At 66.8% G+C, this 16,388-nt stretch carries 24 protein-coding genes; 23 read left to right on the forward strand and 1 reads right to left on the reverse strand.

Translation table 11 applies throughout. The features are described 5' to 3' along the window. The first annotated feature begins 1 nt into the window (after position 1). The gene (locus DFO50_RS17440) at positions 2 to 865 is read left to right on the forward strand and encodes a cytochrome c oxidase subunit 3 (protein ID WP_028499422.1); all 864 of its coding nucleotides are present in this window, start codon (positions 2 to 4) and stop codon (positions 863 to 865) included. 9 nt (positions 866 to 874) lie between these two features. Here DFO50_RS17440 and DFO50_RS17445 read toward each other — a convergent pair whose 3' ends face one another. Next, positions 875 to 1,078, reverse strand: coding sequence for a DUF2909 family protein (locus tag DFO50_RS17445; protein ID WP_028499421.1), 204 nt, complete (start codon positions 1,076 to 1,078; stop codon positions 875 to 877). Positions 1,079 to 1,130: 52 nt separating this feature from the next. Here DFO50_RS17445 and DFO50_RS17450 point away from each other — a divergent pair, with 52 nt between their 5' ends. From DFO50_RS17450 to DFO50_RS17555, 22 genes are all read left to right on the forward strand, one after another. Next, positions 1,131 to 1,793 carry an SURF1 family protein gene (locus DFO50_RS17450; protein ID WP_028499420.1) on the forward strand — a complete coding sequence of 221 codons (663 nt, stop codon included), beginning with the start codon at positions 1,131 to 1,133 and terminating at the stop codon, positions 1,791 to 1,793. Beyond that, entirely contained in the window at positions 1,790 to 2,317 is a 528-nt protein-coding gene (locus DFO50_RS17455; protein WP_028499419.1) for a hypothetical protein, read from the forward strand. The genes DFO50_RS17450 and DFO50_RS17455 overlap by 4 nt, the downstream gene beginning before the upstream one ends. Continuing rightward, entirely contained in the window at positions 2,317 to 3,351 is a 1,035-nt protein-coding gene (locus tag DFO50_RS17460; protein WP_051528889.1) for a heme A synthase, read from the forward strand. Before DFO50_RS17455 ends, DFO50_RS17460 begins: the two co-directional genes overlap by 1 nt. Further along, positions 3,333 to 4,241 carry a heme o synthase gene (cyoE, locus tag DFO50_RS17465; protein WP_051528888.1) on the forward strand — a complete coding sequence of 303 codons (909 nt, stop codon included), beginning with the start codon at positions 3,333 to 3,335 and terminating at the stop codon, positions 4,239 to 4,241. The genes DFO50_RS17460 and cyoE overlap by 19 nt, the downstream gene beginning before the upstream one ends. A 34-nt stretch (positions 4,242 to 4,275) precedes the next feature. Further along, positions 4,276 to 4,872 (forward strand): SCO family protein, encoded by a 597-nt coding sequence (locus DFO50_RS17470; RefSeq protein ID WP_028499417.1) that lies wholly within the window; start codon positions 4,276 to 4,278, stop codon positions 4,870 to 4,872. Positions 4,873 to 4,921: 49 nt separating this feature from the next. Beyond that, positions 4,922 to 5,722, forward strand: coding sequence for a flagellar brake protein (locus DFO50_RS17475; protein WP_028499416.1), 801 nt, complete (start codon positions 4,922 to 4,924; stop codon positions 5,720 to 5,722). A 22-nt stretch (positions 5,723 to 5,744) separates the two neighbouring features. Next, positions 5,745 to 6,383 (forward strand): ATP phosphoribosyltransferase, encoded by a 639-nt coding sequence (hisG, locus tag DFO50_RS17480; protein ID WP_028499415.1) that lies wholly within the window; start codon positions 5,745 to 5,747, stop codon positions 6,381 to 6,383. Between the two features lie 11 nt (positions 6,384 to 6,394). Then, complete coding sequence (locus DFO50_RS17485) at positions 6,395 to 7,012, forward strand: LysE family transporter (protein WP_028499414.1); 618 nt, start codon at positions 6,395 to 6,397, stop codon at positions 7,010 to 7,012. A gap of 59 nt (positions 7,013 to 7,071) precedes the next feature. Then, entirely contained in the window at positions 7,072 to 8,370 is a 1,299-nt protein-coding gene (gene hisD / locus DFO50_RS17490; protein WP_028499413.1) for a histidinol dehydrogenase, read from the forward strand. Positions 8,371 to 8,489: 119 nt separating this feature from the next. Then, on the forward strand, positions 8,490 to 9,554 hold the full coding sequence (gene hisC / locus DFO50_RS17495) for a histidinol-phosphate transaminase (RefSeq protein WP_107889078.1): 1,065 nt from the start codon (positions 8,490 to 8,492) through the stop codon (positions 9,552 to 9,554). A 1-nt stretch (position 9,555) separates the two neighbouring features. Next, on the forward strand, positions 9,556 to 10,149 hold the full coding sequence (gene hisB, locus DFO50_RS17500) for an imidazoleglycerol-phosphate dehydratase HisB (RefSeq protein WP_028499411.1): 594 nt from the start codon (positions 9,556 to 9,558) through the stop codon (positions 10,147 to 10,149). Beyond that, positions 10,146 to 10,790, forward strand: a complete 645-nt coding sequence (gene hisH / locus DFO50_RS17505; protein ID WP_028499410.1) for an imidazole glycerol phosphate synthase subunit HisH — start codon at positions 10,146 to 10,148, stop codon at positions 10,788 to 10,790. Before hisB ends, hisH begins: the two co-directional genes overlap by 4 nt. A gap of 43 nt (positions 10,791 to 10,833) precedes the next feature. Beyond that, a complete protein-coding gene (locus tag DFO50_RS17510) occupies positions 10,834 to 11,199 on the forward strand; it encodes a hypothetical protein (RefSeq protein ID WP_146745134.1) in 366 nt (121 codons plus the stop codon). Positions 11,200 to 11,210: 11 nt separating this feature from the next. Beyond that, positions 11,211 to 11,951 (forward strand): 1-(5-phosphoribosyl)-5-[(5-phosphoribosylamino)methylideneamino]imidazole-4-carboxamide isomerase, encoded by a 741-nt coding sequence (gene hisA, locus DFO50_RS17515; protein WP_028499408.1) that lies wholly within the window; start codon positions 11,211 to 11,213, stop codon positions 11,949 to 11,951. Positions 11,952 to 12,050: 99 nt separating this feature from the next. Next, entirely contained in the window at positions 12,051 to 12,818 is a 768-nt protein-coding gene (gene hisF, locus DFO50_RS17520; protein WP_028499407.1) for an imidazole glycerol phosphate synthase subunit HisF, read from the forward strand. 59 nt (positions 12,819 to 12,877) lie between these two features. Beyond that, positions 12,878 to 13,282 (forward strand): phosphoribosyl-AMP cyclohydrolase, encoded by a 405-nt coding sequence (hisI, locus tag DFO50_RS17525; protein ID WP_036386105.1) that lies wholly within the window; start codon positions 12,878 to 12,880, stop codon positions 13,280 to 13,282. 104 nt (positions 13,283 to 13,386) lie between these two features. Beyond that, positions 13,387 to 13,713 (forward strand): phosphoribosyl-ATP diphosphatase, encoded by a 327-nt coding sequence (locus tag DFO50_RS17530; protein ID WP_028499405.1) that lies wholly within the window; start codon positions 13,387 to 13,389, stop codon positions 13,711 to 13,713. Between the two features lie 23 nt (positions 13,714 to 13,736). Beyond that, a complete protein-coding gene (locus tag DFO50_RS17535; RefSeq protein WP_028499404.1) occupies positions 13,737 to 14,060 on the forward strand; it encodes a histidine triad nucleotide-binding protein in 324 nt (107 codons plus the stop codon). Between the two features lie 110 nt (positions 14,061 to 14,170). Further along, complete coding sequence (tatA, locus tag DFO50_RS17540) at positions 14,171 to 14,392, forward strand: Sec-independent protein translocase subunit TatA (protein ID WP_028499403.1); 222 nt, start codon at positions 14,171 to 14,173, stop codon at positions 14,390 to 14,392. Between the two features lie 3 nt (positions 14,393 to 14,395). Then, positions 14,396 to 14,953 (forward strand): Sec-independent protein translocase protein TatB, encoded by a 558-nt coding sequence (gene tatB, locus DFO50_RS17545; protein ID WP_112692933.1) that lies wholly within the window; start codon positions 14,396 to 14,398, stop codon positions 14,951 to 14,953. Further along, on the forward strand, positions 14,950 to 15,696 hold the full coding sequence (tatC, locus tag DFO50_RS17550; RefSeq protein ID WP_028499401.1) for a twin-arginine translocase subunit TatC: 747 nt from the start codon (positions 14,950 to 14,952) through the stop codon (positions 15,694 to 15,696). Before tatB ends, tatC begins: the two co-directional genes overlap by 4 nt. Continuing rightward, the gene (locus DFO50_RS17555; protein WP_028499400.1) at positions 15,693 to 16,055 is read left to right on the forward strand and encodes a DUF2069 domain-containing protein; all 363 of its coding nucleotides are present in this window, start codon (positions 15,693 to 15,695) and stop codon (positions 16,053 to 16,055) included. Before tatC ends, DFO50_RS17555 begins: the two co-directional genes overlap by 4 nt. Positions 16,056 to 16,388: the final 333 nt, after the last annotated feature.

A 16,388-nucleotide genomic window follows, 5' to 3' on the forward strand; every position in this document is an offset into this window, starting at 1 on the left:
CATGCAGGCACATACCCCCGACAGCGGCGACTACTTCGTCCCGGCCCCCAGTCGCTGGCCGATGGTCGGCGCCGTGGCGCTGTTCCTGCTCGGGCTGGGCGCGGCGCTGGCGGTCAACCGCATCGCACCCGGGATGTGGCTGCTGGCAGCCGGTGCGGCGGTGCTGGTGTGGATGCTGGTCGGCTGGTTTGGCGACGTGATCCGCGAGTCGGTCGGCGGACGCTACTCCGGCCAGGTGGACCAGTCGTTCCGCTGGGGCATGAGCTGGTTCATCTTTTCCGAAGTGATGTTCTTCGGCGCCTTCTTCGGCGCGCTGTTCTATGTCCGCGCCATTGCGCTGCCCGACCTGTCCGGCCAGGTGACCGGCCAGTGGCTGTGGCCGGATTTCCGCGCCGCGTGGCCGGCCAGCACCGGCCCGCTGACCGCAAGCGACTACACGCCGATGGAAGCATGGGGGCTGCCGGCACTGAATACGCTGATCCTGCTGTCGTCGGGGGCGACCGTGACCGTCGCGCACTGGGCCATGCTGGCCGGCCAGCGGCGCCGGCTGGTGCTGGCGCTCGGCGCGACGGTTGCCCTTGGCCTGACCTTTCTGTGCCTGCAGGCCTGGGAATACCACCACGCCTTCAGCAGCCTGAACCTGACCCTCGGCTCCGGCGCCTACGGCATGACGTTCTACATGCTGACCGGCTTTCACGGTCTGCACGTGCTGCTGGGCTCGGTCATGCTGCTGGTGGTCTGGCTGCGGGTGCTGCGCGGGCACTTCGATGCCGACCACCATTTCGCCTTCGAGGCGGCGGCCTGGTACTGGCACTTCGTCGATGTGGTGTGGCTGATGCTGTTCGTCTTCGTCTACTGGCTGTGACCGTGCCCTTTACCGGCCCGGGCCGTGCGGTGCCCACCAGCCGAGCGCCGCACCGAGCCACAGCAGACCGAACAGCAGCAGCGACAGCGCGATGCGTGCCGTCAGCGCACGCACCGCGCCCCGGGAGCCCGGGGGCTGGCGCAGCACGCGGCGCAGCGCGTGGCCCAGGCTCAGGACAATGAGGATGAGCAAGGCAATGGCGACATATCTCATGGCGACGGATTCGCAGGACGGTGCCTCCCAGTCTAGACGGCGCGGACGGGCCATGCCGTGGCTGGCTGCCATGATGGTGGCCGCCGCCTGCCTGGCACTGGCCGGCTGGCAGTGGCAGCGCGGGCAGCGCCAGGCCGCAGCGGACATGCAGCTGGCGGCGCGCGCGGTCCACGCACCGGTCATGCTGGATGAATTGCCGGCCGATACCGGTGCCTGGATCGGCCGGCGGGTGACCCTGGTCGGCCGGGTGGTCTCGCCGCCGATCCTGCTCGACAACGTGACCCGCAACGGCCAGCCGGGCTGGCGGGTGCATGAGTTGCTGGAACTGGCCGACGGCCGCAGCGTACTGGTGGTGCGCGGTTTTGCCGATCGGGCCGCCCGTGATGCACTGCCGGCCGGCGCGGGCCGGGTCGACGGCCGGCTGGCAGCATGGCCGGGCGTGCGTCGCGTGCTTGACGGGCCGGATCACGCCGGCGATGTGTGGCAGGCGCTGCCGCCGGCCGCGCTGGCGGCGGCCTATCGGGTCAGGCTGGCGCCGCTCAGCCTGATCGCCGACCGGACCGATCCACCGTTGCAGCCGCTCGATACGATGGCCGGGCGGGGCATGACCCCCGACCGGCATTACGCCTATGCACTGCAATGGGCACTGCTGGCCATTGCCGCACTGGCGGTCTGCGCGGCGCTGGTCCGTCACCCGGAAAGGACACGCCCATGAGCCCGCCCGCTGCCGGAGGCCGCCGCGCCCGTCGCATCCTGATCCTGCTGCTGCTGTTGACCGCCGCGCCGATCCTGCTGGCCACCGCGGCCTATTACTGGTGGCCGCCGCGCGGCGGCGCCAGCTATGGCCAGCTGATCGTGCAGCCGCTGCCGGTGGCGATCGCGCCGGGGCACTGGGTGCTGGCCAGCTGGGCGCCGGCGCCGTGCGATGCCGACTGCGGTCAGCGGCTGGACAATGCCCGCCGCTTGCGGGTGGCGCAGGGCGAGGCGGCCTCGCGGCTCGACGTGGTCTGGCTGTACCCGCCCGGGGCAACGGTCAGTGTCGACGCCGACGATGTGCATGCCGTGGCGCTGGATGCCGGGGTGCTGGTCGCGCTGGCGCCCGGGATGCACCCGCTCGACGACCTGTACCTGATCGACCCGCACGGCAATCTGGTCTTGCGCTACCCGGCCGGATTCGAGCCACGCCGCGCCCTGGTCGAAATCGGCAAGGTGATGAAGGTCAACCGGGGGATGGGCTGATGCGCAAACTGGTGTGGATCGCCTGGTGGCTGACGCTGGTGGTGGTGCCACTCGGCGCCTATGTGCGGCTGTCCGACGCCGGACTCGGCTGCCCGGACTGGCCCGGCTGCTATGGCCATCTGTCGGTGCCGGCTGCCGCCCATGAGCTGGACCATGCCGCAAGCCGCTTTCCCGACCAGCCGCTGGATGCCGGCAAGGCCTGGAAGGAGATGATCCACCGCTATGCGGCCGGTCTGCTCGGGCTGACGATTCTGGCGCTGACGGTCGCCGGCTGGCGCCGCGCGCGTCGGGCCGGCCTGCCGCCACCGGCACTGGAAACTACGCTGGCGGCCGTGCTGGTGCTGCAGGCCCTGCTTGGCATGTGGACGGTCACGCTGCTGCTGAAACCCGCCGTGGTGACGCTGCATCTGATCGGCGGCATGAGCACGCTGGCGCTGCTGACCGTGTTGCTGGCCCGCGAGCGCGGACTGGCGCCGGTCCGGCTGGCGGCGCGGGCGCGCTGGGGGGTCGGGCTGGTTCTGGTGGCGGTAGTTGGCCAGGTGCTGCTTGGCGGCTGGGTCAGCAGCAACTACGCGGCGCTGGCCTGCGGCGTGCAGTTTCCGGCCTGTCGCGGCGAATGGCTGCCGGACGGCATGCTGTTCCGCGACAGTTTTCATGTCTGGCGCGCGCTGGGCGAAACCGCCTCCGGCGCGCTGCTGTCCAGCGATCACCTGACTGCCATCCACTGGCTGCACCGCGCCGGTGCCGGCGTGGTGACGCTGTCACTGGGCCTGCTGCTGGTCCGGCTGTGGCCGCAACACCGCCTGCGCCGGCACCTGCTGGCGCTCGGTGTCCTGCTGCTGACCCAATTGCTGCTCGGCATGGCCAATGTCCTGCTGCAATTGCCGCTGCCGCTGGCCGTCGCGCACAACGCGGTCGGTGCCTGGCTGCTGGCCGGTGTGGTGCTGCTCGGCTGGCGGGTCTGGCAGTCGGCGGCACAGACCGTTTCCGACCCATCCGCTGCCTGGAGTCCATCATGCGTGAATCGGTACTGAGCCCTGCCGGGCTGTGGCGTGACAAGGCGGCGGCGCTGCTGTCGCTGACCAAGCCGCGCGTGGTGCAACTGATCACTTTCTGCGCACTGATCGGTTTTCTGCTGGCGGTGCCGGGCTGGCCGGATGCGGTGACGTTCGTCGCCACCGGGGTCGGCATCACCCTGGCGGCGGCCGGCGCGGCGGCGATCAACTGTCTGGTCGAACGGACGGTCGATGCGCGCATGCGCCGCACCGAGCGCCGGCCGCTGGCCAGCGGCCGGCTGGCGCCGGTCGAGGCGCTGGTGTTCGCCGTGCTGCTGGCGGTGACCGGGCTCGGCATACTGTGGATTCGGGTGAATGCGCTGACCATGTGGCTGACGCTGGCAACCTTCGTCGGTTACGCCATCGTCTATACGCTGTGGCTGAAGCCGGCCACGCCGCAGAATATTGTTATCGGCGGCGCCAGCGGGGCGATGCCGCCGCTGCTCGGCTGGGTCGCGGCCACCGGGCAGATCAGCGGGGATGCGCTGCTGCTGTTCGCCATCATCTTTGTGTGGACGCCGCCGCATTTCTGGGCGCTGGCGCTGTACCGGCGCGACGACTACGCCCGTGCCGGCCTGCCGATGCTGCCGGTCACGCACGGCGAGCGCTTCACCACCCTGGCCGTGCTGCTGTACACCCTGCTGCTGTCGGCGGTGACACTGCTGCCGGTGGCGACCGGCATGGCCGGCGGGCTGTATCTGCTGGCTGCGCTGGCACTGAACGGCCGCTTCCTGCAGATTGCATTTGGCATGCATCGTCGTTATGCTCACGCGACTGCCCGCCGCGCGTTTGTCTTTTCGATCTGGTATCTTTCCGGCTTGTTCGCGGCCTTGCTTGTGGACCACTACCTGCCTTGGCCAATGTCCTGATCCCCGTTGCGGGGAGGGCACTGGCGTGGACGCTATGAAATACCTGATCCGCGCCCTGGCGCTTATGCTCGTTGCCTGTCTCGCCGCCTGTTCGCCCGAGCCGGCGGCGCCTGCTTTCTCGGCGACCGATGTCACCGGGATCGACTATGCGCGCGACTTCTCCCTGGTCAACACCAGCGGCAAGCCGGTCCGGCTGTCGGACTATCGCGGCAAGGTCGTCGCCGTGTTCTTCGGCTACACCCACTGCCCCGATGCCTGTCCGACCACCATGGCCGAACTGGCCAATGCGATGAAGAAACTCGGCGCCCGGGCCGATAAGGTCCAGGTGCTGTTCGTTTCCGTCGACCCGGAACGCGATACGCCGGATGTGCTGGCCGCCTATGCTGGAGCATTCGATCCGCGCTTCCGGGCGCTGACCGGTACGCCAGAGGCGATCGCCAGGGTGGCGGGCGATTTCAAAGTGGTTTACCGCAAGGTCGCCGGCGATCATGCCGCCGAGTACACCATCGATCATAGCGCCGGCACGTATTTGTACGATCCGGACGGTCGCCTGCGGGTCTATGTGCCGTACGGCAGCGGCGCCGACGTGTTTGCCCACGATATCGGTGCGCTGATCGGCCCTGACCGCTAGGCGTCATCCTTCAGGCCTGACCCCAAGATTCACACAGGATTAGAAACACGTGACCGATTCCGCCGAATCCCCAGCCGCCGAGCCCAGCGATACCAACGGGCTCCACAAACCGCTTCGTCCCAGCGACGAACTGGCGAAATTCGCCATGAGCACGCCGCTGGAGATCGTCCATCACATTCGCCGGGTCATTGCCGCGTCGAACCTGGTGACGGTGTTCTCCAATCGAGGCAAGACCTTCATGCTGACCCGGCTGCTGGCGGTGGATGCCAAGGCCGGCAAACTGGTGTTCGACATCGGCTCCGGCGATGACGTCAATCGCCAGATTGCCTCGTCGGACCGCAATGTGTTCGTCTGCTCGCCGGAAGGCATCAAGACCCAGTTCGTGACCGGCCCGGCCCGGCTGATCAGCTGGGAAGATCGCCCGGCCTTTGTCGTCGACCTGCCGCTCGAAGTGATCAAGCTGCAGCGCCGCGAGTATTTCCGCATCCAGACCCCGCTGGCCAGCCCGCTGCTGTGCCGCCTGCACGACTACGTGAACCCGGATGGCGAACGCGGCATCTCGCTGCCGATCTACGATGTCAGTCTCGGCGGCCTGTCGCTGGTGCTGCCGGGCGATGCGCCCGGCTTCGAGATCGGCACCGTGTTCTCCGACTGCTCGCTCGACCTGCGCCAGCAGGGCTCGCTGCCGGTCGAACTCGAAATCCGCAACCGGCTGATCATGCAGCAGAAGAACGGCGCCGAGCAGCATCGTATCGGCTGCATGTTCATCCATCTCAACCACCCGCTGCAGAACCAGTTGCAACGCTATATCGCCCAGCTGGAGCGCGAACGCCGCGCGCTGCTGGACTGAACCGCTTCAGAAAGTCGTCTTCATGCTTACCATTGCGCTCTCCAAGGGCCGCATTTTCGATGAAACCCTGCCGCTGCTGGCGGCGGCGGGCATCGTTCCGTCCGAGGACCCGGAGTCCTCGCGCAAACTGATCATCGGCACCAACCAGCCGGACGTGCGGCTGATCATTGTCCGCGCGTCCGACGTGCCGACCTATGTCCAGCATGGTGCGGCCGATCTCGGCATCGCCGGCCGCGACGTGCTGATCGAACACGGCGGCGCCGGCCTGTACCAGCCGCTGGACCTGGAAATCGCCAAGTGCCGGATGATGGTCGCGGTCCGCAAGGGCTTCGACTACGAGGCCGCCGTGCGCCAGGGCGCGCGGCTGCGCATCGCCAGCAAGTATCCGGGCATCGCCCGCGACCACTTCGCCAAGAAGGGCGTTCACGTCGACATCATCAAGCTGTACGGCTCGATGGAGCTGGCGCCGCTGGTCGGGCTGGCCGACGCCATCGTCGACCTGGTGTCGACCGGCAACACGCTGAAGGCCAATGATCTGGTCGCGGTGGAACCGATCGTCGACATCAGCTCGCGGCTGGTGGTCAACATGGCCGCGCTGAAGCTCAAACACGACATCATCCGCCCGCTGCTCGACACGTTCGCGTCCAGCGTCGCGGTCTAGGAGCCGGCACCATGTGGGAAACCCTGCTGGCCATCACTGTCATCGCCACGCTGGCGATGATGAGTCCGGGTCCGGACTTCTTCCTGGTGGTGAAGAATGCCGCCCGCTATCCGCGTGCGGCGGCCATGGCGACCGTCGCCGGCGTCAATGTCGGCATCCTGGTTCACATGAGCTACTGTATTGCCGGGCTGGCGCTGGTGATTGCCACCACGCCGTGGCTGTTCAACCTGCTCAAGTACGCCGGCGCAGCCTACCTGATCTGGATCGGCATCCAGGCGCTGCGTTCGCGCGGCGGTCCCGGGCTGGCCAGTGTCGGCACGGCGCCGCGCGAGCAGATCGGCCTGCGCGCTGCCTTCATGCAGGGCTTCCTGTGCAATCTGCTGAACCCGAAGGCCACGCTGTTCTTCTTCAGCGTGTTCACCCAGCTGATCCGCCCGGATACCGGACTGGGCGAAAAAGCGCTGATCGGCTTTGTCATTTTCGCGCTGGGCGTGGTTTACTGGCCACTGCTGGTGCTGGCGATCCAGCATCCGGCCGTGATCCGGGTGATGTCGCGCCTGCAACGCGGCATCGACCGCGTGCTGGGCGGCGTGCTGGTGGCGCTGGGCATCAAGGTCGCGCTGTCCTGAGCGTTTCCGCCGGGACCGGCGCGCCGGTCCGTAACGAACTTTAGTGTTGGTGTGAGTCCATGTCTGTCCGCATTCTGAATACCGCCGAGGCCGGCTTCGACGCCGCGCTGTCCGAGTTGCTCGCCTTCGAAAGCGCGCAGGATCCGGCGGTCGACACCGCCGTTGCCGCGATCGTCGAAGACGTCAAGGTGCGTGGCGATGCCGCGCTGGTCGAATATACCGCCCGCTTCGATCGTTTCACCCCGGCGTCCGCCACGGCGCTGGAACTGACCCGCACCGAACTGGAAACCGCGTTCCGGCGCATCCCCGATGCGACGCGCATCGCGCTGGAACAGGCCGCGGACCGGGTACGACGCTACCACCAGCACCAGTTGAGCAGCTCGTGGAGCTACGTCGAGGACGACGGCACGCTGCTCGGCCAGCAGGTCACGGCGCTCGACCGGGTCGGCATCTACGTGCCGGGCGGCAAGGCCGCCTATCCGAGCTCGGTGCTGATGAATGCCATGCCGGCCAAGGTGGCCGGTGTCGGCGAAATCATCATGGTGGTGCCGACGCCGGGTGGCGAACGCAACGACCTGGTACTGGCCGCCGCCTATCTGGCCGGCGTCGACCGTGCGTTCACCGTCGGCGGGGCCCAGGCTGTCGCCGCGCTGGCCCACGGCACCGAAACCATTCCCGCCGTCGACAAGATCACCGGCCCCGGCAATGCCTATGTTGCCGCCGCCAAGCGTCGCGTGTTCGGCGTGGTCGGCATCGACATGGTGGCCGGTCCGTCGGAAATCCTGGTCATCTGTGACGGCAGCACGCCGGCCGACTGGATCGCGATGGACCTGTTCAGCCAGGCCGAACACGACGAGATCGCCCAGGCCATCCTGCTCTGTCCGGACGCGGCCTTTATCGACGAAGTCCGCGCCAGCATCGAGCGCCTGCTGCCGACCATGCCGCGTCGCGACATCATTGCCGCCAGCCTGGCCAACCGTGGCGCGCTGATCCAGGTCGCCGACCTGGCCGAGGCGTGCGACATCTCCAACCGCATCGCGCCCGAGCACCTGGAACTGTCGGTCGCCGATCCGGAAGCGTGGCTGCCGCAGCTGCGTCATGCCGGCGCGATCTTCATGGGGCGTTTCACGTCCGAATCGCTGGGTGACTACTGTGCCGGACCGAACCACGTGCTGCCGACGTCGCGCACCGCGCGGTTTGCGTCGCCGCTGGGGGTGTACGACTTCCAGAAGCGCTCCAGCCTGATCCGCGTCAGCGAGGCCGGGGCACAGACCCTGGGCCGTATCGCCAGTCCGCTGGCGCATGGCGAAGGGCTGATCGCCCACGCACGCAGTGCCGAGATGCGCCTGCACGACTGATGGCCGGGGCTGCCCGGCAGCGGGCAATCCAGTACTGGGTATTTCCCGTGATGGCGTCATAATGAAGGTCCGGGCGACTGCCCGGCCTGCCGAAATTGTTGTCGTGCCCGAGTTGAGAGATGACCTCCCCACTGATTCGCCCTGAAATTGCCGCACTTGCGGCCTACCACGTACACGATGCCTCGGGCTATCTGAAGCTCGACGCGATGGAAAATCCGTACCGGTTGCCGGACGCGCTGCGTGCCGAGATGGGGACCAGACTGGCCGACGCACTGATCAATCGCTATCCGGACCCGTCCCCGGCCGGCCTGAAGGCCAGGATCGCCGCTGGCTTCGGCGTGCCGGCCGGCATGGATCTGCTGCTGGGCAACGGCTCGGACGAAATCATCCAGCTGGTGGCGATGACGCTGGCCAGACCGGGGGCCACATTGCTGGCGGTCGAGCCGAGTTTCGTCATGTACCGGATGATCGCCACCTTCTGCGGGCTGGCATATGTCGGCGTCCCGCTGCGCGACGATTTCCAGATCGACCTGGACGCCACACTGGCCGCCGTGCGCGAGCATCGTCCGGCGCTGACCTTCCTGTCCTATCCGAACAACCCGACCGGGCCGCGCTTCGACCGTGCCACGGTCGAGGACGTGATCCGCGCGGCCAGCCCGGGCCTGGTGGTGATCGACGAGGCCTATCACGCCTTTGCCGACGACTCGTTCCTGCCGCGACTGGGCGAATTCGACAATGTGGTGGTGATGCGCACGCTGTCCAAGCTCGGCCTGGCCGGGCTGCGACTGGGCTTCCTGGCCGGCAGTCCGGCGTGGCTGACCGAATTCGACAAGGTGCGGCTGCCGTACAACGTCAACGTGCTGACCCAGACTGCCGCGCTGTTCGCGCTCGAACACCTCGACGTGCTGGACCGGCAGGCAACGCAGCTGCGCGCCGAACGCCGCCGGCTGTCCGACGCGCTGGCCCGCCTGCCGGCGCTGACCGTCTATCCGAGCGAGGCGAATTTCATCACCATCCGCGTACCGGATGCCCCGGCGACCTATGCAGCGCTGAAGGAAGCCGGCATCCTGATCAAGAATCTGCACGGCGCCCACCCGATGCTCGACAACTGCCTGCGGCTGACCGTGGGCACGCCACAAGACAATGCCGCCATGCTGGCGGTCCTCAATGCACTGTTTGCCTGACATGCGCCAAGCTACCGTTACCCGCAATACCCTTGAAACCCAGATCACGGTGTCGATCGACCTCGACGGCACCGGGGTCGGCCGCTTCCGGACCGGCGTGCCCTTCCTCGATCACATGCTCGACCAGATCACGCGCCACGGCCTGATCGACCTCGATATCGAGGCGGCCGGCGACCTGCATATCGACGCGCACCACACGGTCGAGGATATCGGCATCACGCTGGGCCAGGCCTTCGCGCAGGCGATCGGCGACAAGCGCGGCATCCGCCGCTACGGTCACGCCTACGTGCCGCTCGACGAGGCACTGTCGCGCGTGGTCATCGACCTGTCCGGCCGTCCGGGCCTGGTCTACAACCTGGAATTCACCCGCGCGACGATCGGCAGCTTCGACGTCGACCTGTTCAGCGAGTTCTTCCACGGTTTCGTCAATCACGCGATGGTCACGCTGCATATCGACAACCTGCGCGGCGTCAACAGCCATCACCAGGCCGAGACCGTGTTCAAGGCCTTTGGCCGTGCCTTGCGCATGGCGGTCGAACCCGATGAACGCATGGCCGGCCGCACGCCGTCGACCAAAGGGACGCTGACGGCATGAAAATCGCAGTCGTCGATTATGGTATGGGCAATCTGCGCTCGGTCACCCAGGCGCTGGAGCATGTGTCCGCCGGGCGGGCCGAGATCCTGCTGACAGACCGGCCCGAGCTGGTGGCCGCTGCCGACAAGGTGGTGTTTCCGGGGCAGGGCGCGATGCGCGACTGCATGGCCGGGCTGGTGCAGTCCGGGCTGCGCGACGTGGTGCTGGACGCCGCCCGCAACAAGCCGTTCTTTGGTGTCTGCGTCGGCGCGCAACTGCTGCTCGACCACAGCGAGGAAGGCGACACCGCCGCGCTCGGTTTTTACCCCGGCACGGTCAAGCGTTTCCCGAGCGGCCAGCTCGATGCGGCCGGTGCGCGGCTCAAGGTGCCGCACATGGGCTGGAACGAAGTCTGGCAGACCCGCCGTCACCCGCTGTTCGACGGCGTGGAAGATGGCGCGCGGTTTTATTTCGTCCATAGTTACTACATGGCGCCGGCCGACCCTGCATTGAGCCTCGGCTTTGCGGAATATCCGTTTGCCTTTTCGGCCATCCTCGGGCGCGGCAATGTGTTCGCCACCCAGTTCCACCCGGAGAAAAGCGCGGCGGCCGGTCTGCGGCTGCTGGACAATTTCATCGGCTGGGACGGGAGCGACGCATGACATCCGTCACTGCCCGCGGATGCGTGGCCCGGACATGAGTGCCATGGCGCTGCTGATGCTGGTGAACCTGCTGCCGCTGGCCGACCGCCCGCCCGAACATGTACCGAAACCCGCGCTGCTCGACGATGTCGGCCGTGCCGTGCTCGGCTGCTATCACCCGTCCGGCGATGTGCACGATGTCCAGCTGACGCAGTCGGCCTGGGGCGGCGCACGCCGGTATGGCGCGGATCGCGCCGGCATCATCAAAGTTAACTGGCGTGGGGCGCTCGGTCATGACCGGGTGCTGTACGCTGCCGTGCTCGGACGCGATCGCCGCGAGGCTCGTACCGTGCTTTTGTCGGACACCGCCAGTATCCCGGCGAGTCCGGATTGTCCGCTGGAACAGTGGACTCAACCCAACCATTTGTAAATCTGGCAATCATGCTGCTCATTCCCGCCATCGATCTGAAAGACGGACAATGCGTCCGTTTGCGCCAAGGTGTCATGGAAGATGCCACCGTGTTCTCCGACAACCCGGTCGAAGTCGCCACGCACTGGCGCGATCAGGGGGCTCGTCGCCTGCACCTCGTCGATCTCAACGGTGCCTTTGCCGGCAAGCCGAAGAATCTCGGCGTGATCCGCGACATCCTGACCGAAGTGGCTGATGACATGCCGGTCCAGCTGGGGGGCGGGATTCGCGATCTCGACACCATCGAGCGCTATCTCGACCTCGGCCTGACCTACGTCATCATCGGCACTGCTGCGGTCAAGACCCCCGGTTTCCTGCGTGACGCCTGCGACGCCTTCCCCGGCCATGTCATCGTCGGTCTCGACGCCAAGGACGGCAATGTCGCCGTCGACGGCTGGGCCAAACTGACCGGCCAGAACGTCGTCGACCTGGCGAAACGCTTCCAGGACTACGGTGCCGAGTCGGTGGTGTACACCGATATCGGCCGCGACGGCATGCTGTCCGGTGTCAACGTCGAAGCGACCGTCAAGCTGGCCCAGGCGCTGACCATCCCGGTCATTGCCTCCGGCGGCCTGACCAACCTCGACGACGTGCGCGCGCTGTCTGCCGTCGAGAGCGAAGGCATCGAGGGGGCGATCACCGGTCGCGCCATCTACGAAGGCACGCTCGACTTCAAGGCCGCGCAGGATCTGGCCGACACGCTGGCCGCGTAAGGGGCCCGGCGGCGCGGCCGCCGCGTACCGGCCCGCCCTCGCGAGGGGGCGGGTGTCGCGGCGTGCCGCGCGTTCACCCAACAGGAACAGACCGACTCCATGTCGCTAGCCAAACGTATCATCCCCTGCCTTGACGTGACCGCCGGACGGGTGGTCAAGGGTGTCAATTTCGTCGGCCTGCGCGATGCCGGCGATCCGGTCGAAATCGCGCGACGCTACAACGAGCAGGGCGCGGACGAACTGACCTTTCTCGACATCACCGCCTCCAGCGACGCACGCGACATCATCCTGCACGTGATCGAGTCGGTGGCGGCGGAAGTCTTCATTCCGCTGACCGTCGGCGGCGGCGTCCGCGCGGTGGACGATGTCCGCCGGCTGCTGAATGCCGGTGCCGACAAGGTCAGCATCAACACCTCGGCGGTCACCAACCCGCAACTGGTGGCCGACTGCGCCGCCCGCTTCGGCTCGCAGGCCATCGTCGTCGCCATCGACGCCAAGAGCGTCTCGCCGGAGAATGACCGCTGGGAAGTGTTCACCCATGGCGGCCGCAACGCCACCGGGCTCGATGCGGTCGAATGGGCGCGCAGGATGCAGGCGCTGGGCGCCGGTGAAATCCTGCTGACGTCAATGGACCGCGACGGCACCCGCATCGGCTTCAACCTGCCGCTGACCCGAGCGGTCAGCGATGCCGTCGACGTGCCGGTGATTGCATCCGGCGGCGTCGGCAACCTGCAGCATCTGGCCGACGGCGTCATCGAAGGCCATGCCGATGCCGTGCTGGCCGCCAGCATCTTCCACTTCGGGGAGCATACTGTCGGCGAGGCCAAGGCGCTGATGCGCGCGCAGGGCATTGAAGTCCGACTCTAAGCATTTAAGCCGGCGAACGTATCGCCGGCCCGGCAGCCAGGAGAAGCACGATGAGTACGATGCACCCGCAGGACTGGGCCGATCTGGTCCATTACAACGAACAGGGGCTGGTCAACGTCATTGCCCAGGATGCGCGCACCGGCCGCATCCTGATGGTGGCGTGGATGAACCGCGAAGCGTTGCAGCTGACCGCCGACACCCATATCGCGCATTACTGGAGCCGCTCGCGCGCCAAACTGTGGAAAAAGGGCGAAGAGTCCGGCCATCTGCAGCGCGTGGAGGAAATCCGCCTCGACTGTGATGGCGACGCCGTGCTGCTGCTGATCGAGCAGGTTGGCGGCATTGCCTGCCACACCGGCCGCGAAAGCTGCTTCTACCGCCGGCTCGAAGGCAGTGCCTGGATCGTGACCGACGCGGTGAAAAAGGATCCGCAAGCGATCTACGGCAAACCGGACGCGCATTGAATCCGGGCCCGGCATGCGGTTTTCTTGACCTGCCGGGCTGCTTTTGTCATCCGGCGCCGTTAGACTGGCGCCGGTAACTCCCCAGACTCACGAAAGTGCGAACCATGATTCCCGCCGAAGTGCTGTACAGCATTGCCGACACGCTCGAAGCGCGCAAAAGCGCGGCCCCGAGCTCGTCCTACGTGGCGAGCCTGTTCAACAAGGGCGAAGATGCCATCCTGAAGAAGGTTGCGGAAGAAGCCGCCGAGACGCTGATGGCGTCCAAGGACGGCGACAAGCTGCACCTGGTGCGGGAAGTGGCGGATCTGTGGTTCCACTCGATGGTGCTGCTTGCCTTCCACGGCCTGCGTCCCGAGGACGTGCTGGCCGAGCTCAAGCGCCGCGAAGGCATCTCGGGCCACGACGAAAAAGCGTCGCGGACCGCTTCCTGACCGCATCCGCAAGGTTTTCCCCCATGACCGACTGCATTTTCTGCAAGATCGCCCACGGCGACATCCCGTCGAGCAAGCTGTATGAAGACGACGACGTGCTGGCCTTCCACGACATCCATCCGAAGGCACCGGTGCACTTTCTGGTGATCCCGAAACGGCATATCGACTCGCTGTTCGTGGTCGACGACAGCGATGCACCGCTGCTCGGCAAACTGATGGTCACCGCGTCGAAACTCGCGCGCGAGCAGGGCCTCAGCGAAGGCTACAAGACCATCGTGCATACCGGCGAGGCCGGCGGGCAGGAAGTGTTTCATCTGCACGTCCACGTACTGGGCGAAGCAGCGTAAAATCGCGCGCGGCGACGCCGCCAATCCCCCGCTTCCCGCCGGGACGGGCATTTACTTACCATCCGCACCCGCCGCGCGGGGGCAACATCGATATCTGAAGGCAGGACATTATGGGATCGTTCAGCATTTGGCACTGGCTCATCGTGCTGGTCGTTGTGGTGCTGATTTTCGGCACCAAGAAGCTGCGCAACGTCGGTCAGGACCTGGGCTCCGCCGTCAAGGGCTTCAAGGACGGCATGAACAGTGACGCCACTCCCGCCGCCAAGGCCGACGACAGCGCGGCGCAGAAGGAAGGCCGCGTGATCGACGCCGAACCGACTGACAAGAAGTAAGCCGTGTTCGACATCAGTTTCGGCGAGCTGCTGGTCATCGGCATCGTCGCGCTGGTGGTCATCGGGCCGGAGAAGCTGCCCAGTGTCGCCCGTACCGTCGGCGCCCTGGTCGGCCGGCTCCAGCGCTACGTCAATGACGTCAAGACCGACATCCAGCGCGAGACCAGTTTCAGCGAACTCAGGCAACTGGGCAGCGAAATGACCGATGCCGCCGACAACCTGCGCCAGACCATCCATCGCCAGATGAGCGAAGTGGAAGGCGCGGTCAACGACGTCAAGTCCGGCATCGAGGCACCGCTGGCCGAGGCCGGCGCCGCCGTGCGTGAAGCCGGCGACAGCGTGGCCGCCGCCTTCGACCTGCGCGCCGATGCCGCAACGGCTGACACCGTGCCTGCCGCCACTGCGACCGACACGGTCAGCGTCGCCGCCAGCGATACCCCGGCGACCGACGGTCAGCCGGCGCCGGACGTCGACGACGGCCAGCTCGACCTGTTTGCCACCGCCCCGCCGCCGCCGGCCACCCCGCCTGCGGCCGGCGACGTTTCCAGCAAGGCCGCATGACCGAACCCGCTACCGAACAACCCCTCGTCGCGCACCTGCTCGAGTTGCGCACGCGCCTGGTGCGCGTGATCCTCGGCATCGTCATCGTCTTTCTTGCGCTGTTCCACTGGTCCGGCGACATCTACGCGCTGCTGGCGCGACCGATGATGCAGGTGATGCCGGCCGGTGCGCAGATGATCGCCACCGACGTCACCACGCCGTTCTTCGTCCCGCTGAAGGTGACGATGATGGTCGCCTTCGTGCTGGCGCTGCCGAACACGCTGTACCAGCTGTGGTCCTTTGTCGCCCCGGGGCTGTACAGCCACGAGAAGCGGCTGATCCTGCCGGTGATGGTGGCGTCGATCTCGCTGTTCCTGATCGGCATGTCGTTCGCCTACTTCCTGGTATTCCCGGTGGTATTCGGCTTCATGACCGCCGTCACCCCGCATGGCGTGGCGATGATGACCGACATCGACAAATACCTGTCGTTCGTGCTCGGCATGTTCCTCGCCTTCGGCATCACCTTCGAAGTGCCGGTCATCGTCGTGCTGCTGACGCGTTTCGGCATCATCACCGTCGAAAAACTGCGCGAAGCCCGTCCGTACGTGATCGTCGGCTCGTTTGTCGTCGCCGCCGTGGTCACACCGCCGGACGTGCTGTCGCAGATCATGCTGGCACTGCCGCTGTGGCTGCTGTACGAACTGGGCATCATCTGCTCGGGCTGGCTCGGCAAGCCGCAGCCACGCAAGGAGCAGGACGCATGAACCGGATCGCCGTGTGCCACTGGGGGGCGATCACCAGCCTGATCGGCCTGATCGTGCTGACCCTGGCATGGGAGCTGTGGCTGGCGCCGCTGCGTCCGGGCGGCAGCCTGATGGCGCTGAAGAGCCTGCTGCTGCTGGCGCCGCTGTTCGGCGTCCTGCGCGGCCGGGTCTACACCTACCAGTGGGCGAGCATGTTCATCCTGTTCTTCTTTGCCGAAGGCGTGATGCGGGCCTGGTCGGACACCGTACTCCTGTCCCGTGTCTGCGCCGGCATCGAGATCGCGCTGTGCACCCTGTTCTTCGCCTCGGCGGTCTACTACGCCAGATTCGCCCGGATGGCCGGCATCCCGGTGCGCTGATCCCCCGGCATTGACCCGGTCAATGCCGTCTTTCCTGCTGCTTTCTGCAGTAAAAACCAGCAAATAATCAGCGGCTTCCCGTTGCAACTCGGGAATCCGGCAGATGGCATGCGCGCCGGTGCCGCGTAGCGTGACGGAGTCCAATCCGTCCCGCGCCGTCACCATGCCCCTCGTCCGCCGCTGCGTGCCGTCCCTGCTGATTCCGCTGCTGTTCCTGCTGGCTGCCGGCGCCGGCGCGGACGGCATCGTCGCCGACCCGGGGGCCGCGAGCACGCAGCAGCCGGTGGTGCAGCGCACCGCCAGCGGCCTGCCGCAGGTCGACATCCAGACCCC

It is taken from the genome of Microvirgula sp. AG722 (assembly GCF_003269145.1).
GTDB lineage: Bacteria > Pseudomonadota > Gammaproteobacteria > Burkholderiales > Aquaspirillaceae > Microvirgula > Microvirgula aerodenitrificans.